Here is a 19,681-nt window from a genome sequence, read left to right on the forward strand (position 1 = left end):
AAGCGGCGCGCAAGGCGGCCGAGGCGGCGCGCAAGGCGGCGGCCGAGGCGGCGAAGAAGGCGGCGGAGCAGGCCAAGAAGGCCGCGGCGGCGAAGCAGGCGGCGGAGGCCGCGAAGGCCGCGGCGAAGAAGGCCGCCGAGGAGGCCAAGGCCAAGGCGCAGGACAAGAAGGACCCCGCGGCGGCGAAGAAGGCCACCGAGGCGGCGCAGGCGGCGGCCAAGGAGGCCGTGGCGCGCCAGAAGGCGGCCGATGCCGCCCAGAAGGCCGCGGAGGCCGCGAAGGCCCAGGCCGCCAAGTCCATCGAGACGGCGAAGAAGGCCACCATCGAGGCCAACGTCGCGGCCAAGGCCGAGGGCAAGCCCGAGCCCTTCCCGCTGCGCAACGAGCTGGAGAAGACCCAGTACGAGGACGGGCACGTCGACGCCGCCGAGAAGCTGGGCGCCGCCATGGCCCCCACCAAGGCGGAGATGCAGGGCCAGCTCGACGTCAACCGTGAGTACGACAAGCTCGCGCAGAAGCCCGAGACGCGCCAGGCGCTCGACAAGCTGGGCATCAAGGACGGCAACGGCCTGAAGGACTACGGCCAGCAGCTCGCTCGCGCCGCCGACGGTCAGGCCGCCGGGGATGCCGCCGCCAAGAAGCTGGAGTCCGCGCGCAAGGGCACCGACGCCAAGGCGCTCTCCGAGATTCTCCAGGCCTCCGCCAATGCGGCGGGTGACGCCGGCAAGCTCCTGGCCGATCCGAAGGTGGCCGACGCCATCGCCGGCGGCAAGAGCCCGCGCGAGGCCGTCGTGGCCAAGAAGGCCGACGAGCTGCCCGCCGAGCAGAAGCAGAACCTGGAGAAGATTGGCGTCAAGCCCGAGGAGTTCGTCGCCGCCACCCCGAAGGCCCAGGAGCACCTGACGGCCGCCGGTGAGGCCGCCGCGAGCGGCAAGGCCGACAAGGCGCTCGAGGAGCTGCGTGGCGCCTCCGCCGAGGGCTCGCGCGCCCTGGCCGAGAAGGGCGTCGCGGAGCTGGCCAAGCAGCAGCAGGGCATCGGCCGCGACCTGCTCAGCGATCCGAAGATGGCCAAGGCCGTCCTCGACGACAAGGCCACCGCGGACTCCGTCGGCAAGATTCTGGGCGGCGACGCGGACGCGAAGCTGCAGGGCGTCACGGAGCTCGCGAAGAACGATGCCACCCGGGAGCTGGCGCTCAAGACCGCGGGCAAGGATCCCCAGGTCCAGGACGCGCTCAAGAAGGTGGGCATCGAGGGCAAGGACCTGGAGAAGCTCGGCAAGGGCGCCGCGGGCGTGCTCGAGGCCGCTCAGGCCAAGGAGCCTGGCAAGGCCCTCGCCGCGCTGACCGAGGCCTTCAAGGCCAACCCGGACCTCATCAAGGGAGACCTCGGCAAGAAGCTCTTCGACAACGTCGCCAGCAAGCTGACGGGCATGGCGAAGGACTTCGTCTCCGACCCCAAGGTGCGCGAGGCGGTGCTGGCTGGCGGCTCGGCGGCGCTCGACGCCCTGGGCAAGCTCGGCGACCCGGCCACGGCGCTCCAGGGCCTGACGGACCTGGCCAAGAACGACAAGCTGCGCGACACGGTGGCCAAGGTGGCCGGCGCGGCCAAGGGCGTCCAGGAGGCCCTCGCCAAGGTGGGCCTGGAGCCCAAGGATCTGCTCAACGTCAAGGACATGCTGCCCTCCGTCCTGGACGCCGCGCAGAAGGCGGCCGGTGGCAACCTCGGCGGCGCCATCGACAGCCTGCGTGACGCGCTGAAGAAGGGCGGCCCCCTGAGCGAGAAGATGCTCAAGGGCCTCGCCGAGCAGCTCCCCGCCGGGACGGCCCAGAACATCCTGAAGGACCCGGCCGTCATCAAGCAGATCATCAACAACGACGCCGCCTTCGACTCCATCAAGCAGCTGGTCGACGGCAAGACGCTCGAGGGCATCGGCGGCCTGCTCAACAACGCCGAGCTGCGCAACTCGGTGCTCGACGCGGCGGGCAAGGACCCCAAGGTCCAGGATCTGCTCAAGAAGGCGGACCTGACCATCAACGACCTGAAGCAGGCCGGCGACGCGGCGCCCCACCTCTTCGAGGCCGGCAAGGCCCTGTTCGGCGGCCAGAGCCCCGACTGGCAGAAGGCCCTCACCGAGCTGGGCGCGGCGGCCGGCGCGGCTCCGCAGCTGCTGGAGAAGCTGGGCGCGAAGATCGCCGACAAGCTGCCGCCCGAGGTGACGACGAAGCTCACCAACCTGGGGATTACCCCGGAGCACCTCAAGGAGGCGGGCGCGGCGCTGCCCCACCTCATCAACGCGGCGAAGGCCTTCCCGGAGAACCCCCAGGAGGCGCTCAAGGAGATCGGCCAGGCCCTCAAGGGCTCGCCGACGGTCGTCTCCGACGTCGTCGCCAAGATTGGCGAGAAGCTCCAGCCGGGCCTGCTCAAGGACGTCCTCACCGACAAGGACCTGGTCAAGCAGCTCGTCACGGACGAGAAGCTGCACGACTCCCTCGGCAAGCTCTTCAGCGGCACCCCCGAGGGCATCAAGGAGGGCCTGCGCGGCATCTCCGCCGACGCCCCGGCGATGAACGCCATCGCCAGCTCGCTGTGGAAGAACGACGGCCTGCGCGAGAAGCTGCAGAAGGTGGGCTTCGAGTCGGCGGCGGACCTGGCGGACGCGGGCTCGGCGCTCGATGACGTGATGAACCTGAAGGACGCCCTCACGGCGAATCCTCCGGACATCAAGGCCGCCATCGAGTCGGGCATGGGCATCATCAACGACCTGCCCGAGGGCCTGAAGAACAAGATTGGCGACAAGCTCACCAAGACCCTCCACCTGCCCGAGGGCCTGTCGGACATGGTCCTGCAGGGCGCCGAGGCCTTCAAGGACCCCGAGGTGCGCCAGCACTTCAGCGAGGCGGTGGAGGCCTTCGGCAAGCACGACGTGGGCGGCTTCATCCGCGCCATGGGCGCCACCGGCGAGACGCTGGCCACCAAGCACCCGGACCTGGCCACGGGCTTCCTGGACATGATGGGCAAGATGCCCGGCAGCGTGGGCCGCTTCTTCAGCGACCACTCGCTCAACGAGGGCCTGGTGAAGTCGGGCGCCATCGGCGAGGTCTTCCAGGCCACGCAGAAGCTGGCCTCCGGCGACATCACCGGCGCGCTGGGTGACCTGATGCAGGGCGCGGGCAAGGTGATGGGCTACGGCGAGCACTTCAAGCTCGAGGCCCCCATCTTCCACCACCCGAGCGTGACGCTGCCCTTCGGCAAGGAGGGCCTGGAGCTGATGGGCAAGATGGCCAAGCAGTTCGTCGAGGCCCTGCCGGAGAAGGTGCGCACCACCATCGAGACGAAGATCGCCGAGGCGGTGGCCAAGGCGGGCGGCTCGGCGATCCCGGGCGGCGGCATCATCAACGCCATCGGCGACGGCAAGGACCTGATCGACGAGCTCGGCAAGGACAACAAGGACTGGGTGAGCATCGGCCTGAAGGGCGCCGAGGTGGCGCTCGACGTGGCGGGCACCTTCGGCATCGGCGGCCTCACCGGCCCGCTGCGTGGCGTGGTGGGCACCATCGACGTCCTGCACGACGCCTCGAACATGATCAGCGACGTGAAGCAGTTCGGAAACGAGTTCGCTTTCGGAACGGCCTGACCGGCACGCGCCGGGCGATGACCTCGGGCGCTGGCATCACCCCTCGCGGGGTGGGGCTGGCGCCCGTTGTCTTTTCAGGGTCCGGAAACGAAGAAGGGGCGCACGGGGCGCCCCTTCGGGGAAGATGGGTGAGGGCGGCGGGCGCCGCGCGTCTCAGCGCTCCTTGGAGCGGATGAAGGCCACGGCGCTGGCGACCTTCTGGGCGTCGGTGCCGGTGATTTCCAGCATCCGGTCGGCGGGCACGCCCTTGAAGAAGACGCGGACCTTCTTCTTCGCCTCCTCCACGTAGTGGTCGTAGTTCGGGTCGCTCATGCCCATCTTGCGCGCCTTGGGGCGCTCGTCCTGCATCTGGTCCCACGAGTAGATGAAGGCATCGGGCTTCACGCCGTAGAGCGTCCAGGTGACGCTGTGCAGGGCCACGCGCGTCTTGCCCTGGGTGAGCTTCTCGAGGGCCGCCTGGTAGAAGGGGGCCATGCGTGCGTCGGCGCCCTCGACGTTCAGGTTGGGGAGCACCTGGCGGGCCTTGGGATCCTGGGAGATGGTGCGCGCGATGTCATCCTGCAGCACGAGGTGGAGGTTGGCCTGCGCGGCGGCCTGCTTCATCCAAGCCGTCGGCTCGTTGATGGGAGAGGCGTCGAACACGACGGTGAAGCGATCCATGACGAGGGGGCTCCAGAAGGGGTGAAGGGTGGGGCGAGCATACACGGGACTCCCGGAGTCCCGCGATGGCCTGGTGACTCAGAAGCCGAGGCTCTCGATGAAGGGGGCGATCTCCTCGGCCATCTTCTGGTGGGACTCGGCTGTGGGGTGCCAGTCCTCGCCGTAGGGGTCGCCCACGATGGGCGTGTATTCGAAGTAGTGGACGTTGGGGATGCCGCTCTCGTCGACCATCGCGTGGACCCACCTCTTCATCTTGGTCCAGTGCTGGCGGCCGGCCGGGTAGTTGTCATTCATCATCGGCCCGACGGAGCAGATGATTTTCGCCGAGGGGTAGTATTCGCGCAGCTGCCGGACGAACGCCTTGTAGGCGTCCTTGAAGCCCTTCTCGTCCGGGGCGCTCGGGAGCGTGTCGCCCTCGACGATGACGTTGAAGTCGTTGTTGCCCAGGTTGATGATGATGAGGTCCGGCACGAAGCGCGAGGTGTGCCACGTCGACTCCTCGTCATCGGGGAAGATGCGCGGGTAGAGGCCGGGGAAGGTTTTCGTCGGGTCCGTGGTGCCGTTGAGGTTGCGGTAGACGCCCGTGCCCGAGATGCAGGTGGTCATCAGCTCGGCGTTGAAGCGGCGGGCCAGCAGCGAGCCGTACGCCTTGGAGATGTCCTCGTTCTTCGAGTGGTAGCCGGTATTGGGCTCGGTGAATTTCGGGGCGTAGATGCGCACCTCGTTGCCGTAGCCGCAGGTGATGGAGTCGCCGATGACTTCGATCTTCTTCTCCGGGGGTGCAGGCGGCGCCAGCAGCACGCCCTGGAGGCTCAGGCCGAGGAACTGGATGCGCCCGGCATAGGGCTCGGTGCGCTTGACGATCTCCACGGTGTGCTCGCCCGGCTTCAGGTTGCGCGCGCCGCGGAGCATGGCCCTCTTGCCCGGTAGGAGCTGGACCTTGGCCGCCTCCTTGCCGTCGACGAGGATGTTGACCCAGTTGGTGTGCTCGTCGCCGCCCTCGCCCAGGTCTTGAAAGGCCACGTCCACACCGGTGCAGTCGCAGCGGAAGCGGATGGTGCCGCCCGAGTGGGTGTAGATGGGGCCCTCGGGGTCGGCCTCCTCGTCCATGCGCCCGATGCGTTGCAGGTTCGGGTCATCCACGGCGTAGTCGAACCAGGGATCGAACGGCTCGCAACCGGCCATGGCGAGGACCGGCAACAGCCAGACGAAGCGGGAGCGGCTCATGTGTGTCTCCTCCGGGCGGCGAGTATCGCCCAGGAGGAGGGGAGCGTCACCCGGGGGAGTCCGGCCCGGAGGGACCGGAGCGCGGCGAGCCCGGTGGGGGACCGAGCTGTTCGATTTCATACCCGCGCGGGTAGCTGGCGTGGGGCAGGCGGGTGACGAGCCGTGGCTGCCGGCGCTCGGGGAAGTAGCGCAGGGCGTGACTCCGGGCGCGCAGGAGGCTCCGCACGGCGAGTGACACCGGAGCGGAGGGGCGGGGGAAGCCGAAGGCCTCGCGCAGCGGGTCATCCATCATGGCGTGGACGAAGGGCCGGCCGAGCCGGCGCAGGGGCCGGGGGAGGTACCAGCCGAGGAACAGCTCGCGCGTGGCCTCGCCGATGCGGCGGTTGCTCTCCGAGTAGCGGAAGTGGGTGCGCTCGTACTCCACGTTGAAGCGCTCGAGGGCCTCGGGGGTGGAGGGGATGTCGTGGATGTTCATCCTCCGCCCCACGTTGCGCCAGAAGACCCAGGTGGCCCGCTGTTCGTGCGCGCTGTAGGGGCGCCAGCCGAAGCGGGAAATCCACCGGCCCGGCTCGAAGGCGAAGGTGGAGAGGACGTAGAGGTAGTCCTCGTTGGAGATGGGGAAGCGGTGGTGGATGTGATTCATCCGCCGCAGGGCGCGCCGGCCGCGCTCGCTGTCGTAGCCGTGCTCGACGAACTCGGCGATGAGCAGCTCGGTGTCGTCGTAGCGCTTCTGCGCGCGCTGGAGGAACTCCCCGGTGGTGTCGAGCAGACCGCTGATGCTCGGGACGGCGAAGGTGCGGAAGAGGGCGAACTCGAGCGCCTTGCGGCTGTCCCAGGGGAAGTCGTGGTACCAGCTCAGGAAGAGGATGCGCTGATCATCCTTCTCCGGGTCGAGCCGCTGGATTTCCTCGAGGAGGGTGCGTCGCGGGAGCATGGGGAGCCAGGAGGCGAACGTAACGCGGACCGCCGGGCCGTGCAGTCTTCCCCCGGCGAGCAGGCCGGTCCACGGGCGAGTGCAGGAATTGCGTCGGGTGGGCGGGAGGCGCGGCCTTTGCGCCCCGTGCGAGCGGGCTTCCGAGGGAGCGGGGCTGGGAACGGCCATTGCACAGGGGCGCGGGAGACCTGACCCCAGGAGGGGACTCATGAACAAGCTTCAGCGCATCCTCGTGCCCGTCGACTTCTCCGAGACCTCGAAGCGGGCGCTGGAGTACGCGCACTTCTTCGCCAACCGTTTCGACGCGAAGCTGGACGTGCTGCACGTGTGGCGCCCGTCGGAGTACGCGGGAGACGAGATGGTGGTGCTCACGCGCAGCGAGCCCGAGCTCACCCTGTCCACCTTCCTGCGCAACCACGCGGACCAGCAGCTCTCGGCCTTCCTGAAGGACGTGCCGCACTCGAAGCAGCTGCTGGAGTCGGGAGACCCCGCGCAGGTCATTTCGAAGGTGGCGGGCGAGGGCGGCTACGACCTCATCATCATGGGCACGCATGGGCGCACGGGCCTGTCGCACCTGATGCTGGGCAGCGTGGCGGAGAAGGTGGTGCGGCTGGCGCCCTGCCCGGTGCTCACCTGGCGCACTCCGGCTGAAAAGAAGTAGCCACGGTTGATTGGCAGGCCGAGCACTCGGTACGCCGGGTACACGCCCGGTAGGAGGGGAGGGAAGGAGCCAGGACCGTGAGCGTGCCGGCGTGCCGACGCGCTTGCGAGGAACCGGGCGCGGGACGAGAGTGCGAGCCCCCCTCTCTTTCCCGGAGTGACGACGTGCCCTCGGCCCTTCCGCTTTCCGCCGCGCTGCTGTCCCTGCTCACCGCCTCCCCGAAAGCCCCGGCCCCCGCGGCAGCGGCGAAGGACTCGGGCCCCTCGACGCAGGTGGCCGGTCAGCTCATCGGCGCGGCGCTCTCCGAGGGCCATGCCTATGCGCGCCTGGCGGAGCTCACCGACGGCATCGGCCCGCGCCTGTCCGGCTCGGAGGGCGCGGAGGCCGCGGTGCAGTGGGCGAAGCGCTCCTTCGAGGCCGATGGCGTGAAGGTGTGGCTGGAGCCGGTGAAGGTACCGCGCTGGGTGCGAGGGCAGGAGAGCGCCCGGGTGGTGGCCTCCGAGCGCTTCCGCGAGCACCCGCTGTCGGTGATGGCGCTGGGCGGCAGCGTGGGGACGCCCGCCGAGGGAGTGACGGCCGAGGTCCTCGAGGTGCGCTCGCTCGACGAGGTGGCGGCGCTGGGTGACAAGGTGAAGGGGAAGATTGTCTTCTTCAACCACGCCATGGCCGAGGCGGCGGACTACGGCAAGTACGCGGGGCTGCGCACGCGGGGCGCGTCGGTGGCGGCGAAGTCGGGGGCGGTGGGGATGCTGGTGCGCTCGCTGGCCACGGCGTCGCTGCGCTCGCCGCACACGGGGGCCATGCGCTACGACGAGGGCGTGGCGCAGGTGCCGTCCGCGGCGGTGTCGGTGGAGGACGCGGAGTTGCTGCACCGCCTGGTGGCGGCCGGGTCGGTGAAGGTGGAGCTGAAGCTGGGCTGCCAGACGCTGCCGGACGCGGACTCCTTCAACGTGGTGGCCGAGGTGAAGGGCCGCGAGAAGCCGCAGGAGGTGGTGCTGCTGGGCGCGCACCTGGACTCGTGGGACGTGGGCACGGGCGCGCACGACGACGGCGCGGGCGTGACGATGGTGATGGAGACGGCGCGGCTGCTCTCCAAGCTGAAGCCGGCGCCGCGGCGCACGGTGCGCGTGGTGCTCTTCATGAACGAGGAGAACGGCCTCAAGGGCGGCAAGGCGTACGCCGAGGCCCACGCGGCCGAGCTGGCCAACCACGTGGCCGCCCTCGAGATGGACTCGGGCGGAGGCAAGCCGCAGGGCGTGGCGTTCCGCTCGGCGCCGGGCGCGGAGGAGCTGGTGCGTCCGTACCTGAAGCCGCTGGAGGCGCTGGGCGCGGCGAAGGTGCTCGAGGGCGAGGCGGGAGGCGCGGATATTTCTCCGATGATGCCGGCGCGGGTGCCCTTCGTGGGGGTGCGGGTGGACGCGAGCCGCTACTTCGACGTGCACCACTCGCAGGCGGACACGCTGGACAAGGTGGACCCGCAGTCGCTGGCGCAGAGCACGGCGGCGCTGGCGTGGGTGAGCTACGTGCTCGCCGAGGTGCCGGGCGTGCTGCCGCGTCCCGAGGCCCCGCCTGAGAAGGAGTTCCAGAAGGCGCCCGCCGCGCCGGTGGGGACGCCCAAGCCCTCGGCGCCGTAATCTCCCCTCGGGCCTCCCGGGTTCCCCCCCGTCGTCCCACGAGCGAACCACATGAGCCACGACACGGACCCGGAGGACCGCCGGCTGCCGCGCGAGAGCCGGCTGAGCCAGGAGCACCGGGAGTCCATCCTGCGCGCGCTGAGGGAGGTGCACGAGCGCGTGCACGAGGCCTCCCCGGCGGGCTCGAGCCCGAAGCTGTCGCAGGGCTGGGTGGACCGGAGGAGGCTGCTGCTGGTGGACCTGGCGCTGCACCTGTGTGAGGAGGCGGTGAAGGGCGAGACGCTGGGCACGCGCGAGCTGGCCGAGAAGATGTACTCGGTGCTCTTCGTGGCGAAGGACCTGGCGCCGGGACACGCGCTGGAGAAGGCGGCGGAGCTGGTGCTCGAGGCGCTGGGCGAGGGCGACCCGGACGCCCACGTGGACTGAGCCGTCAGTACCCCGGGGGCTTGCGGTACTCGCCCGTCACCTGGACGAGGGCCTCGGAGACGGCGAGCAATTCCTCATCGCGCCAGCGGCGGCCCACCACTTGAATCCCCAGGGGCAGGGGAGAGTCCACCAGCTCCGTGAGGGGCAGCACCACCACGGGGTGGCCGGTGAGGTTGAAGACGGAGGTGAAGCCGCAGGTGGCGGCCATATAGGCCACCTGTTGCCCGTCCACGTCGAGCCACTCGCCGCTGCGCCGGTGGGTGAAGGCCTGTCCCACGGTGACGGGCACCAGCCACGCATCCCAGTCGGAGAGGAAGGACTCCACCTGCCCGGTGATGCGGTCGTGAATGGCGAGCGCTTCGATGTACTCGGTCATCGACGCGCGCATGCCGCGCACGACGCCGCGGTTGAGGGCGGCCTGGCCGCGCATGGCGTTGAAGCGCACGGAGATGACGAAGCGCGAGAGGGCCTGCATCTCGGCGCCCACCTCGGCGCCCAGCACGCGGCCCCACACCTCCCACAGCTCGTCGTAGTCCAGGCCCGGGGGCCCGCGGCGCTCCACCTGGCAGCCGAGGCCCTCGAGGGTGCGCGCGAGCTTCTCCAGCGCGGCGCGCGTCTCGCGGGTGACGGGCAGGCCGCCGAAGTCCTCCGTCCAGGCGAAGCGGTAGGAGCGCAGCTCGCGCGGGGCCACCTCGCGCAGGGGCACGGGCGGCACGTCCCAGTCCTTGTCATCCGGGCCCGCGAGCAACCGGAAACCCAGTTGCAAGTCCTTCACGCTGCGCGCGAGCGGCCCGGCGGCGCCCTCGTAGCGCACGCCGCGGGGGCGGCCCGGCATGGGGGGGATGTGGCCGGTGATGGGGACGCGGTGCTCGGAGGGCTTGAAGCCGAAGATGCCGCAGTAGTGCGAGGGCACGCGGATGGAGCCCGCCAGATCGCTTCCCACCTCGAAGGGGGACATGCCCGAGGCCACCGCCGCCGCGCCGCCGCCGGTGCTGCCTCCGGGGGTGCGCGACTCGTCCCACGGGTTGTTGGCCTGGCCGAAGAGGTGCCCGCTCGTCTGCAAGTCCAGCGTGAGCGTGGGCATGTTCGTCTTGCCCAGGAGGATGGCGCCGGCGGCCTTGAGCCGGGCCACCACGGTGGCGTCGTGCGGGGGGATGTAGTGGCGCAGCCGCTTGTAGCTGCTGGTGGTGCGCACCCCCTCCGTCATGAACGAGTCCTTGATCGTCATCGGTACCCCGTGCAGGGGGCCCCAGCACTCGCCGCGGGCGAGCGCGGCGTCGGCCAGGAGGGCGCGGGCGCGGGCGCGCTCCTCGTCGAGCGTGACGATGGCGTTGAGTCTCGGGTTGTGCCGGGCCACCTGGGCCAGGTGCGCCTCCAGCAGCTCGAGGGCCGACACCTCCCGTGCTCTCACCAGGGCGGCGAGCCGGTGGGCCGGAAGGAAGTTGAGCTCCTGCATAGGGCGCTGTCCTCCGCGCAATGTGCGCTGCGTCGTGGACTCGACAAGCTAGACACGGGCCACGACGGCACCGTCATCCACTGTCCGGAAGTCTCCTCCAGCCGTTCACCACATGGCGGAGTGCTCGCGGGTCCCTGTTGGCGGAGGACACTCGGGGCGGGCGGGGCGGTCGGCCGATACCCGGCGCGGGTCAGGACCGTACCCCCCGTCAAACCGTTCCGGTGCTGCCCCAGGTCAACTATCCTCCGGGGCCCCCAGGAGGAAGCATGCAGAGCCAGGAGGGCACGCAGTCCGAGCGGGCCCGCAACTTCATCGAGCTGATGGACCGCATCCGCGTCATCGGCGACGAGGCAGCCGAGCAGGCCCTGCTCGACGAGCTCCGCCAGCCCACGCGTCCCTTCATCCTCTCCTTCGTCAACGCGCACGCGGTGAACCTGGGGTGGAATCAGCCGGGGATGCTGGACGGGCTGCTGCGCTCGGACATGCTGCTGCGCGACGGGATTGGCGTGAAGCTGGGGATGAAGGCCTTCAGCCGGCCCTATGGGCTCAACATGAATGGCACGGACTTCATCCCCAAGATTGCCCGGGCGTACGCGGGGAAGCGGGTGGCGCTCTTCGGCACGCGCTCGCCGTGGTTGGACAACGCGCGGCGCACGCTCGAGGAGTGGGGGCTCACCATCGTCGCCTGCCATGACGGCTTCGACCCGCCGGAGACGTACGTGCGGCTGGCCACCGAGTCCCGGCCGGACCTCATCCTCATGGCCATGGGCATGCCCAAGCAGGAGGCGGTGTCCGTGCAGCTGCGCGAGGCGCTCGGGCACCCGGTGCTCATCGTCAACGGGGGGGCCATCCTGGACTACATCGGCGGCAAGGTGCCCCGCGCACCGCGAGTGATGCGGGCCGTGGGCATGGAGTGGTTGTTCCGCCTGGCGGTGGAGCCCCGGCGGCTCTTCAGCCGCTACGTCCTTGGGATTCCCATTTATTTTTCGCACGTGGCCGAAGTGCGCCGCTCCGGTGTGGTGGGGCAGCCGGGCGGGCGAGCGTCACGTTAGCGGGGAGGCCCGGGGCCCTGCGTGGGCTCCTCGTGAGCGGTCGGGAATTCTGTGCTCTTATCGGGGCAGACATGGACTCCGCCGCCCAAGCCGCCCATCAGTCCTTCCTGCGCACCAAGACCTTCGGAGCCCTGGACGGGCTGCGCGCCCTCGCCATCTTCGCCGTGGTGCTCTACCACGTGCTGGAGGCGCGCGAGGGGCTCGTGGGCCGCTTCTACCTGAGCGTCTCGCTCTTCTTCGCCATCAGCGGCTTCCTCATCACCACGCTGCTGTTGCGCGAGCGCGAGGCCACGGGGACCATCTCCCTCAAGGGCTTCTACGCGCGGCGCTCGCTGCGCATCTTCCCGCTCTACTACGCGGTGACGGTGCTCTACATCGTGCTCGTCTCCACCTTCGAGACGAACCCGGAGGTGAGCGGCGCGTTCTTCGACAACGTGAAGTACTACCTCACGTACACGTCGAACTGGTTCATCAAGCTGGAAGAGGGGCGCATCATCTTCTACTTCGCGTGGTCCATGGCCACCGAGGAGCAGTTCTACCTGCTGTGGCCCTTCGTGGTGCGCGCCTTCAAGAATCCGTGGGGCCCGGTGGCCTTCATGACGGGGATGCTCGCGGTGGGCATCTTCACGGGCTGGGCGGTGAAGACGGGCTACTGGGACACGCACCACTTCTGGGTGCGCGTGCTCGCGAGCATCTCCATCTCCATCTGCATGGGCTGCCTGTCGGCGTACCTCACGCACTACCCGAAGACGTTCGAGTGGACGTGGAAGCTGCTCGGGCAGGTGTGGAGCGTGCCGGTGCTCGTGGTGATGGTGTTCCTGGCCATCTACAACTACGACACGCCGCTGTGGCTCTCCTCGCTGTTGCTGACGCTGATGGTGGTGGGCATGTGCATCCGTCCCCAGCACGTGCTCGCGCCGTTCGTGGACCACAAGTGGCTGCGCTACGTGGGCTCCATCACGTACGGCATCTACCTGATGCACATGATTTCGCTGAACCTCGTGCGCCGGGTGGTGCCGCACAACCTGGCGCTGTACTACGTGCTGACGCTGGCGCTGAGCATCGGCTTCGCGACGCTGAGCTACCGCTACTTCGAGAAGCCCTTCCTCAAGCTCAAGGACCGCTTCGACTGGCGCGGCACGAAGAAGCCGGCGGCCCAGCCCCAGCCGGTGGTGGTGAGCACGCCGGGCAACCCGGGTTGAGAGAGACACGCACATGAATACGCAGACCCGTCCTCCCATCCTGCTGACGATGGCCGACTACTACGGCACGCTCGCCGCGGTGCGCTGCCTGGGCCGGCTGGGCGTTCCCATCACCGTGGCCGAGTCCAAGCTGCTGGCGCCCGCGCGCTGGAGCCGGTACGTGACGCGGCGGGTGGAGTGCCCGGACGTGGGGGACTCGGACGCCTTCATGGAGTGGCTGCTGCGCTTCGGTGAGCGCGAGCCGGGCCACGTGCTCTACCCCACGAGCGACGACATGGCGTGGCTGTTCGCCCTGCACCGCGAGGAGCTGGGCAAGCACTTCCGCATGTACCAGCCGGGCGTGGACGTCATCTACGGGCTGCTCAACAAGCAGCGGCTCCATGACCTGTGCAAGGACGTGGGGCTGGACGTGCCGGACACGTGGTTCGCCGAGGGCGAGGCGGACCTGGAGAAGGTGGCGGCCGAGGCGCGCTTCCCGGTGCTGCTCAAGCCGCAGACGCAGATTCTCTTCGAGAGCCACGTGAAGGGCGCGCAGGTGGAGCGCGCGAGCGAGCTGTTGCCGCGCTACCGCGAGTTCCTCGAGCGCAACACGTACGGGCGCAAGCTGCTGGAGTACGACAGCAAGGCGAACCGGCCGATGGTGCAGGCCTTCTACACGGAGGCGGCGCAGAACATCTTCAGCCTGAGCGGCTTCGTGGACCGCACGGGCGAGCTGTTCGTGGCGCGCGGGGCGGTGAAGGTGTTGCAGCGTCCGCGCAAGCTGGGCATCGGCCTGTGCTTCGAGGAAGTGCCGGTGGACGCGGAGCTCGCGGAGAAGGTGCGGGCGCTGTGCAAGAAGCTGGGCTACCACGGCACGTTCGAGGTGGAGTTCATCCGGGCCGGCGGCAAGCAGCTGCTCATCGACTTCAATCCGCGCTTCTACAGCCAGATGGGGTTCGACATCGCCCGTGGGAGCCCGCTGCCGCTCTTCGTGTACGAGGCGGCGAGCGGGAACGAGGAGCGGCTGGGCGAGCTGGCGCGCGAGGCGCTGGGGTGGAAGGGCGGAGGGCAGTACATCTACTGCCACCGGGGCATCTTCGAGCTGCTGCTGAGGGCGCAGGGCCTGTCGGGGCGGTTGAAGCCAGACGAGGTGAAGCACTGGCGCGAGTGGTACGCGCGCAACCAGGAGCGGGCGGTGGACGCAGTCATCGACACGGGCGACTGGGTGCCGTGGATGGTGGACGTGGCGATGCACCTGCGCTCGTACGCGCGCCATCCCAAGGGCTTCATCCGCACCATGGTGCTGGACCGGTAGGCGCGGGTTCGATTCCCGCCGCCTCCATGCCTCGCAGCTATCCTCGAGTTTCTCCAGGGAATCAGCCCTGGCGACTCATCTTGCGCGGGAGTCCTCCTGCCGATCCTGGCTCACGGCGAATCCTCCACTCCATGCTCAGGGAGCACGGGGACGGGAGTCACCTTCCACAGCTGCCCCGAGTCATTGCAGCCTGTCTTGGCGAGGATGGGGATGTTGTTGGCCCTGCTGTCATTGACGATGTCCAGTGACAGCGCGTCGCCTTGCGCCTGGGTCGTCAGCCGGTAGATGCCGTTGGGCTCCGGAGTCAGCTTCCACAGCTGCCCCGAGTAGTTGCCCGTCTTGTGGAGGATGGGCACGTTGTTGGCCTTGCCGTCATAGAGAATGTCCAGCGACATGCCATCGCCCTGCCACAGGGTCGTCAACCGGTAGTAGCAGCGGGCATCGAAGCCGGCGGGCACCGGCGGCGGGGTGGGTGTCGTGGTCGTGGTCACCTGCCACACCTGCTGGAGCAGCGCGAGCATGCCCGGATCGTGCTTACCCAGGTCTTCACGTGTGAAGGGATAGAAGTCGTTGCGGCCGAAGAGCGCCTCCGAGTTCTCCGCGAAGTATTCCCCCACGTCGGTCATGGCATAGGCACGCTCGAACGTGTTGGGCTGCTTGGGCCCACGCCAGCGCTCCACGCAGTCGTAGCTCTGGCTTGCAATCGCGCGCGCATAGGCAGCCGTGAGGCCGGCGTGCTCCCAGCCGAGCACCTGGTCATGATAGGCGTGGCTGAGCTCGTGGAGCACGAACACGGGCATCCGCTTGGATTCCTTCTCGAAGATGAAGACGTTCGTGAACTCGACGCTCTTCACCATCGCCAGGCTGCGACCATTCTGGCTCATCCAGGCATCGGAAAGATTCTGGGTCTGGTAGGTGGGAACGGGGCTGGCTGCGGAGGCGACGCAAGCGAATGCCAGGGCGGCCAGGAGGAGCCATTTGGGCGAATGCATGGCTTCATCCTATTCCCACCAGGCGCGTCCATGCCGAAAGGGGGTGAGGGCGCCATGGCGAGGCGGCTCCACGCGTGCCGGGCCGCCCTCCCATCAGGTGCGCGGTAGGAGTCTGGGCGCTAGTCTGGCCGCCGCTCCACGCGCCGCTTGATGCGGCTGTAACCGCCCAGGCTGGGGCTCATGACGAAGTTCCAAAGCGTCGCCGTCCACGATTGGTGCGACAGGAGACCGTCGTAAAATTCCGGCGCCATCGCTCGTAGCTTCGGCAGGCGCGAGCCAGGAACGTAGGGGAAGTCGTGGTGCTCGTTGTGGTAGCCGACATTGAACGCGAGCACGTTGAGCGGCCCGTAGTACGAGTAGGTCTCCTGCCCTTCGCGGAAGACGTAGTGCTCCGAGATGTAGTGTCCGGCAATCGGATGGAGCCCCATGACGATCAGTGAACTGATCGGCAGATAGGCAAGCGCTTTGCCGCCCCAAAAATGGAACACGGCCACGTTGAACGCGACCTGCACGAGCAGGTTCGTGAGCTCGGAAGCCCCCGGCTTCTTTGGATGCACGAACAGCGGGCGGAGCGCGTAGGCAAAGCCTTGGCAAGAGAGCCAGAGCAGTTTGCTTGCGCGATGGCGCAGCAAGCGCGCCTCGAACTCCGTCGGTAGATCCGTGTCGAGCCGCTCGTCACCCTGATGGGTGTGATGGCGCAGGTGGTAGTAGCGAAATGTTTCCGCGACCGGCACACCCACGGGCAGATTGATGAAGACGCCGAACACGCGATTGTGCCAGGGCTTGCGAAACGCGAGATTGTGAGAGAGCTCGTGAATGGCCAGGAGTAGCGCCTGGTTGATCACTCCGCCCACCGCATAGGCGACCAGAACAATCAGCCACCAGGGCGCGTCACGCAGCAGAAAGGCGAGCGAGAGCTGCAGCCCGACGAGCAGCGTGCAGACGTACTTCGTGCGCGAGCACGGGCCGTAGAGTTCCTTGATCTCGGGATGCGTGCGAAGCATCTCGCGCCGCCGCGCGGCGTGCGGTTCATCCACGCTGGACCAGATGAAGTCATTGGACATGGCGCCAACGATACCTCAACACCCAAGGGGATGGGCACACCTACCCGCCTCTCGCCCGGCCTCGGTGCGGTGGCTCGCGGATGCCCTCCACGCGAACGGGAAGGGGGCGCCCTGCATTGATGCGCTGTCGGGGGCGCTACGGTGCCGGGGGCGGTTCGTCCAGGCCCGCTAGGTTCTCCTCGGCGGCGCGGCGGTACCTCGGGACAACCTCCACGGCGAGCCATGCGCGGATCTGCTGGCGTGCTCCTTCGAGATCTCCAGCATCCCGGAGTTCCGTCATCCGGTACATGGCGCTCTTGAGCCGGTCTGAGGCATCACGGTAGCGCCCCATGATCTGCCCGAGAAGCGCCCCGGCACTCTCAGGCGTGGCGAGCGCCGGTTCCGTCTCGGCCTCGCTCATGCCCACGTCAGCGGCGGACCGTCGCAGGAAGGCGCGCATCCCCTCGTTGAGTTCGAGCGGATGCCCTTGCTGGACGCGGTGCAGCAGGACTGGGATCTGTTCACGGACGGAGAGCTTCGGATCTGCCTGTCCGCTCGCCGCAACCGACTTGAGCCGGGTCACCTTGCGAAGCTGGGACTCGGCTATCCTCCGGTAGTGCGGAACGACCTCAACGGCGAGCACCTCTTCCATCAGCCTGCCTGCGCCGTCCAGGTCGCCTGCATCCTGGAGGTCAGATGCCCTGAGTTCGGCGTTCCAGAAACGGTCCGAGCCCTCACGGATGCGGCGCGTGATCTCTTCCAGCAGCGTGGTGGCCGTGGGCACGCTGCGTAGAGCACTCGCCACGTCCTCTGGAGAGAGCGCTACCTCTTCTGCGGAACGCTGCAAGAGAGCGCGTACCTCGTCCGAGAGTTCGAGCGGTTCACCGCGCTCAATGACCCGCTGCCCGAGTGCGCGAATGGGTTCCCAGTCAAGCTCAGCGGTCATGGTTGCACCTACCACTGGTCATCCTCTGGGAAGCAGCGGTCTCTTGGCCACTGCCCCTGCTGGCCTTCACAGTACCGGAGGCAGTCCACACAGTTCCACGTTCCGACCCACCCCTTATTTATGCACTTGTTGTAATTGTCCATGCACTTCTTCTTCCACTTTGGGAGTCGTCCCGCCGCTTCCAAGACCTCCGCAGCGGCTGCTAATTGCCCGAGGGCTTCGAGGATCTTCGCCGCTTCGGAGGGATCGGCGCCGCAACTCTGTACCGGAGTCAGAGGTTGACCCGGCAGGCACGAAGATGGAGGGCTGGGAGGGTCGCTTCGAGCCGCCCGCGGTGGCCGGTAAGGTGGTGGTGCTGGTGCCGATCCTCGATCTGACTCCAGAGGACCGCCTGCCACTCGTGGTGACGTTGGTGGACGGGACGCAGGTTCCCATCACCGTCACGGCGGACAAGGACACCATGGATCATCAGGTGAACTTCTTTTGGGACCCGGAGACCGTGAGGTACCTCCGGGCGGACTTGGAGAACGCGCTTGGGCGGGAGCGGCGCTACCGGGAAGAGAGCGAGCGTTACGCACAAGAGGCGAACTCGCCGGATCGTGCCCTGGCCGCACTCCTCGCGACCGGCTCAGCCCAGCAGACGAAGTTCCGCGCCCGACTGCTCACTGTGGCGCCCTCGCGACGCCCTTTCGCGCGCCCGTTGGCGGATGGCAGCGGCGCCTTTCCCCGGCGCCAACGATGGAGCGCGCCAGGGCCGCAGCGGCGCCCCTCCTCGCGCTCGGCCAGCCCGGCCCGTGGAGCGCGCACGCCTGGAGCCGCAGCGGTGCCGCTCCTTGCGCTCGGTCAGCCCGGCCCGTGGAGCGCGCCAGGGCCGCAGCGGTGCTCAGCTCTCCAACTCGGCCCGGTGGCGCGCGTCTGACAGTGCCAGTCCGGGCCTGTGGAGCGCGCCAGGAGACGCGCAGCAGCCTCCTTCAGAGCGGAGTAACGCGCCCGCCGATCTCCGGGAAGCGTTCGTAGGTCCGCAAGAGCGCTTCTAGGTGGGCGGGGTTGTCGAGATCGAGCGGTGCATCCGTGATCTGCACCACCCACCCGCCCGACGCCGTGCGCCGCGCCCGTGAGAGCAACTCGGCGTCGCGCAAGGGGTCTGGGAAGCCGATGGCTCGTGCGGCAGCATCCGACCAGTAGTTCAGCCACCCAAGGTAATAGGGAATCTCCGGCGCGCGGATATCCTCGAAGAGTTTGAGGGCGGGCAGCCCCCGGCGTGGGGACGGCGGCCCTTCCAGCGTGGGTGCTGTCTGATACGCGATGTCCAGCCCAGCGCCATCCGGCGTCGCATGCCCCCAGAACGCGCGAGCGCCCTCCGATGCGCGCTCCAGCATCTCCGCCGCTGCCGTGATAACGGCCGCGTCCAGCGGCAACTCCGCATGGACTTGGAGCTGTGGCCGACCGCCTGGGCTCACATACGCGGAGCGGTGCCGCCCGGAGATCATCACGGGGTAACGCTCATCGTTGTTACACACCATCGGGAACTCGCCGCGCGTGGCCGCCTCAGCGAACCACGCATCGCGCTGTGGCAACGCGGCAAGCCGTCGGCTTTCGGTAACTCTCCACTCCAGGCGCAAGCCGGGCAACGCTCGTTCCAAGCCATGGACGGCAGCGAGTGTGCGGTTGTCGTCACCCACAAGCGCAGGCGCATAGACGTCGAGCATCAGGGAGCTTTGAGTGGTCATCGTTTGCATCCCGTGACGACGATATTGAAGGTCCGATCCCGATTGAGCAGCGCGACTCTGTGCGCGTCGGTGCTCACGCCAACAACGAAGTCATATCCACAGGCCCGCGCAGCGTCGCGCTCCTTGTCCAATTGCCTGAGTTCCTTCTCAATCTCCTGACCCCGGATATAGGCATTGTACGTGTCAAATTGATGGGTCTTGATCTCCCACAGCACGCGCACGCCGACTTGCAGCGCATCGAAGCGCTCACTGCCCACGAATACGTCCATTCCGGGATAACGGTTAGGCGGAAACTTGTCGGCGCACTTGTTATGCGGATCATCTCCGCCCGCATGCGGCACCGGGATGGGCTTGCACTCAGGGCGCTCCGTGGGATCGGATGAGACGGGTGGGAGCCAGTCCCGTCCCAAGCCCCTCGGCGTGGGCTCTCTGTTCGCTACGGGTTCCTGCTCACTGGATGACTGTGTCTGAGCCTTGGGCTTCGCACGCTCGCGGGATGCGTTCCGTTGATAGGCATCAATCCCCTCTTGGATCGCGGCTGCCACCACCACCGCGCCAACAACAATCACTGCACCGACGACGATCTCGGGTGCCGCGAAGACACAGAGGGCCACGACTGCGGGAGCGGCTGCATCCGCGTAGGCGACAGCGCATCTTTTGGTGACATCCCGAAACCTGACCCTGTCCCGATCGAGAGCGTGAAAGCACCGCTCCGCAAGGATCGGCCATTCGTTGGAGGCTTCCCGCACCACGCAATGCCCGTCATCCGTCCAGGGGAACTGCGCCGCC

Annotated in this window: 17 protein-coding genes; 8 read left to right on the forward strand and 9 right to left on the reverse strand. The window is 68.2% G+C overall.

Annotation, left to right across the window (positions count from 1 at the left end; all coding sequences use genetic code 11):
* A partial coding sequence (locus tag ACJ8AT_RS05430) for a hypothetical protein (protein WP_407736521.1) occupies window positions 1–3,635 on the forward strand: 3,635 nt, incomplete at its 5' end.
* Between the two features lie 153 nt (window positions 3,636–3,788).
* Here ACJ8AT_RS05430 and ACJ8AT_RS05435 read toward each other — a convergent pair.
* The 3 genes from ACJ8AT_RS05435 to ACJ8AT_RS05445 form a co-directional block, all read right to left on the reverse strand.
* Window positions 3,789–4,295 carry a hypothetical protein gene (locus tag ACJ8AT_RS05435; protein ID WP_407736522.1) on the reverse strand — a complete coding sequence of 169 codons (507 nt, stop codon included), beginning with the start codon at window positions 4,293–4,295 and terminating at the stop codon, window positions 3,789–3,791.
* 78 nt (window positions 4,296–4,373) lie between these two features.
* Window positions 4,374–5,522 carry a GDSL-type esterase/lipase family protein gene (locus tag ACJ8AT_RS05440; protein WP_407736524.1) on the reverse strand — a complete coding sequence of 383 codons (1,149 nt, stop codon included), beginning with the start codon at window positions 5,520–5,522 and terminating at the stop codon, window positions 4,374–4,376.
* Window positions 5,523–5,568: 46 nt separating this feature from the next.
* Entirely contained in the window at window positions 5,569–6,456 is an 888-nt protein-coding gene (locus tag ACJ8AT_RS05445; RefSeq protein ID WP_407736526.1) for an oxygenase MpaB family protein, read from the reverse strand.
* Between the two features lie 208 nt (window positions 6,457–6,664).
* Between ACJ8AT_RS05445 and ACJ8AT_RS05450 the strand changes: the two genes are divergently transcribed.
* The 3 genes from ACJ8AT_RS05450 (at window position 6,665) to ACJ8AT_RS05460 (ending at window position 9,177) form a co-directional block, all read left to right on the forward strand.
* Window positions 6,665–7,117: a universal stress protein gene (locus ACJ8AT_RS05450; protein WP_407736527.1), complete on the forward strand. Its 453-nt coding sequence runs from the start codon at window positions 6,665–6,667 to the stop codon at window positions 7,115–7,117.
* A 164-nt stretch (window positions 7,118–7,281) separates the two neighbouring features.
* On the forward strand, window positions 7,282–8,751 hold the full coding sequence (locus ACJ8AT_RS05455) for a M20/M25/M40 family metallo-hydrolase (protein WP_407736528.1): 1,470 nt from the start codon (window positions 7,282–7,284) through the stop codon (window positions 8,749–8,751).
* A 51-nt stretch (window positions 8,752–8,802) separates the two neighbouring features.
* Window positions 8,803–9,177, forward strand: a complete 375-nt coding sequence (locus ACJ8AT_RS05460; protein ID WP_407736530.1) for a hypothetical protein — start codon at window positions 8,803–8,805, stop codon at window positions 9,175–9,177.
* A 4-nt stretch (window positions 9,178–9,181) separates the two neighbouring features.
* Here the strand turns inward: ACJ8AT_RS05460 and ACJ8AT_RS05465 are convergent, their stop codons facing one another.
* A complete protein-coding gene (locus ACJ8AT_RS05465; protein ID WP_407736531.1) occupies window positions 9,182–10,633 on the reverse strand; it encodes an amidase in 1,452 nt (483 codons plus the stop codon).
* Window positions 10,634–10,899: 266 nt separating this feature from the next.
* Between ACJ8AT_RS05465 and ACJ8AT_RS05470 the strand changes: the two genes are divergently transcribed.
* The 3 genes from ACJ8AT_RS05470 to ACJ8AT_RS05480 all read left to right on the forward strand — a co-directional run bounded on the left by ACJ8AT_RS05470 (window position 10,900) and on the right by ACJ8AT_RS05480 (window position 14,181).
* Window positions 10,900–11,685: a WecB/TagA/CpsF family glycosyltransferase gene (locus ACJ8AT_RS05470; RefSeq protein WP_407736532.1), complete on the forward strand. Its 786-nt coding sequence runs from the start codon at window positions 10,900–10,902 to the stop codon at window positions 11,683–11,685.
* A 71-nt stretch (window positions 11,686–11,756) separates the two neighbouring features.
* Window positions 11,757–12,887, forward strand: coding sequence for an acyltransferase family protein (locus ACJ8AT_RS05475; protein WP_407736534.1), 1,131 nt, complete (start codon window positions 11,757–11,759; stop codon window positions 12,885–12,887).
* 13 nt (window positions 12,888–12,900) lie between these two features.
* On the forward strand, window positions 12,901–14,181 hold the full coding sequence (locus ACJ8AT_RS05480; RefSeq protein ID WP_407736535.1) for a carbamoyl-phosphate synthase: 1,281 nt from the start codon (window positions 12,901–12,903) through the stop codon (window positions 14,179–14,181).
* Window positions 14,182–14,291: 110 nt separating this feature from the next.
* Here the strand turns inward: ACJ8AT_RS05480 and ACJ8AT_RS05485 are convergent, their stop codons facing one another.
* The 3 genes from ACJ8AT_RS05485 to ACJ8AT_RS05495 form a co-directional block, all read right to left on the reverse strand.
* Window positions 14,292–15,065, reverse strand: coding sequence for an RICIN domain-containing protein (locus tag ACJ8AT_RS05485; RefSeq protein WP_407736537.1), 774 nt, complete (start codon window positions 15,063–15,065; stop codon window positions 14,292–14,294).
* Between the two features lie 227 nt (window positions 15,066–15,292).
* Window positions 15,293–16,237, reverse strand: a complete 945-nt coding sequence (locus tag ACJ8AT_RS05490; protein ID WP_407736539.1) for a fatty acid desaturase — start codon at window positions 16,235–16,237, stop codon at window positions 15,293–15,295.
* A 136-nt stretch (window positions 16,238–16,373) separates the two neighbouring features.
* Entirely contained in the window at window positions 16,374–17,162 is a 789-nt protein-coding gene (locus tag ACJ8AT_RS05495) for a DUSAM domain-containing protein (RefSeq protein WP_407736540.1), read from the reverse strand.
* A 298-nt stretch (window positions 17,163–17,460) separates the two neighbouring features.
* On the opposite strand from ACJ8AT_RS05495, the gene ACJ8AT_RS05500 reads away from it, so the two are divergent.
* Window positions 17,461–18,081 carry a DUF2381 family protein gene (locus tag ACJ8AT_RS05500; protein ID WP_407736541.1) on the forward strand — a complete coding sequence of 207 codons (621 nt, stop codon included), beginning with the start codon at window positions 17,461–17,463 and terminating at the stop codon, window positions 18,079–18,081.
* A 52-nt stretch (window positions 18,082–18,133) separates the two neighbouring features.
* Here ACJ8AT_RS05500 and ACJ8AT_RS05505 read toward each other — a convergent pair whose 3' ends face one another.
* Both ACJ8AT_RS05505 and ACJ8AT_RS05510 read right to left on the reverse strand, forming a co-directional pair.
* Window positions 18,134–18,892 (reverse strand): DUF5953 family protein, encoded by a 759-nt coding sequence (locus ACJ8AT_RS05505; RefSeq protein ID WP_407736544.1) that lies wholly within the window; start codon window positions 18,890–18,892, stop codon window positions 18,134–18,136.
* Window positions 18,889–19,681: DUF6310 domain-containing protein (locus tag ACJ8AT_RS05510; protein WP_407736542.1), on the reverse strand; the 793-nt coding region annotated here is incomplete at its 5' end. The genes ACJ8AT_RS05510 and ACJ8AT_RS05505, both read right to left, overlap by 4 nt.

The organism is Hyalangium sp. (genome assembly GCF_045802625.1).
Taxonomy (GTDB): Bacteria; Myxococcota; Myxococcia; order Myxococcales; family Myxococcaceae; genus Hyalangium.

Bases quoted from the DNA above. Each gene is read 5' to 3' on its own strand.
- ACJ8AT_RS05475 (WP_407736534.1), top strand. From the start codon at position 11,757: ATGGACTCCGCCGCCCAAGCCGCCCATCAGTCCTTCCTGCGCACCAAG.
- ACJ8AT_RS05505 (WP_407736544.1), bottom strand. From the start codon at position 18,892: ATGACCACTCAAAGCTCCCTGATGCTCGACGTCTATGCGCCTGCGCTT.
- ACJ8AT_RS05500 (WP_407736541.1), top strand. From the start codon at position 17,461: ATGGAGGGCTGGGAGGGTCGCTTCGAGCCGCCCGCGGTGGCCGGTAAG.
- ACJ8AT_RS05445 (WP_407736526.1), bottom strand. From the start codon at position 6,456: ATGCTCCCGCGACGCACCCTCCTCGAGGAAATCCAGCGGCTCGACCCG.
- ACJ8AT_RS05470 (WP_407736532.1), top strand. From the start codon at position 10,900: ATGCAGAGCCAGGAGGGCACGCAGTCCGAGCGGGCCCGCAACTTCATC.
- ACJ8AT_RS05490 (WP_407736539.1), bottom strand. From the start codon at position 16,237: ATGTCCAATGACTTCATCTGGTCCAGCGTGGATGAACCGCACGCCGCG.
- ACJ8AT_RS05495 (WP_407736540.1), bottom strand. From the start codon at position 17,162: ATGACCGCTGAGCTTGACTGGGAACCCATTCGCGCACTCGGGCAGCGG.
- ACJ8AT_RS05485 (WP_407736537.1), bottom strand. From the start codon at position 15,065: ATGAGCCAGAATGGTCGCAGCCTGGCGATGGTGAAGAGCGTCGAGTTC.
- ACJ8AT_RS05465 (WP_407736531.1), bottom strand. From the start codon at position 10,633: ATGCAGGAGCTCAACTTCCTTCCGGCCCACCGGCTCGCCGCCCTGGTG.
- ACJ8AT_RS05440 (WP_407736524.1), bottom strand. From the start codon at position 5,522: ATGAGCCGCTCCCGCTTCGTCTGGCTGTTGCCGGTCCTCGCCATGGCC.
- ACJ8AT_RS05435 (WP_407736522.1), bottom strand. From the start codon at position 4,295: ATGGATCGCTTCACCGTCGTGTTCGACGCCTCTCCCATCAACGAGCCG.
- ACJ8AT_RS05480 (WP_407736535.1), top strand. From the start codon at position 12,901: ATGAATACGCAGACCCGTCCTCCCATCCTGCTGACGATGGCCGACTAC.
- ACJ8AT_RS05450 (WP_407736527.1), top strand. From the start codon at position 6,665: ATGAACAAGCTTCAGCGCATCCTCGTGCCCGTCGACTTCTCCGAGACC.
- ACJ8AT_RS05460 (WP_407736530.1), top strand. From the start codon at position 8,803: ATGAGCCACGACACGGACCCGGAGGACCGCCGGCTGCCGCGCGAGAGC.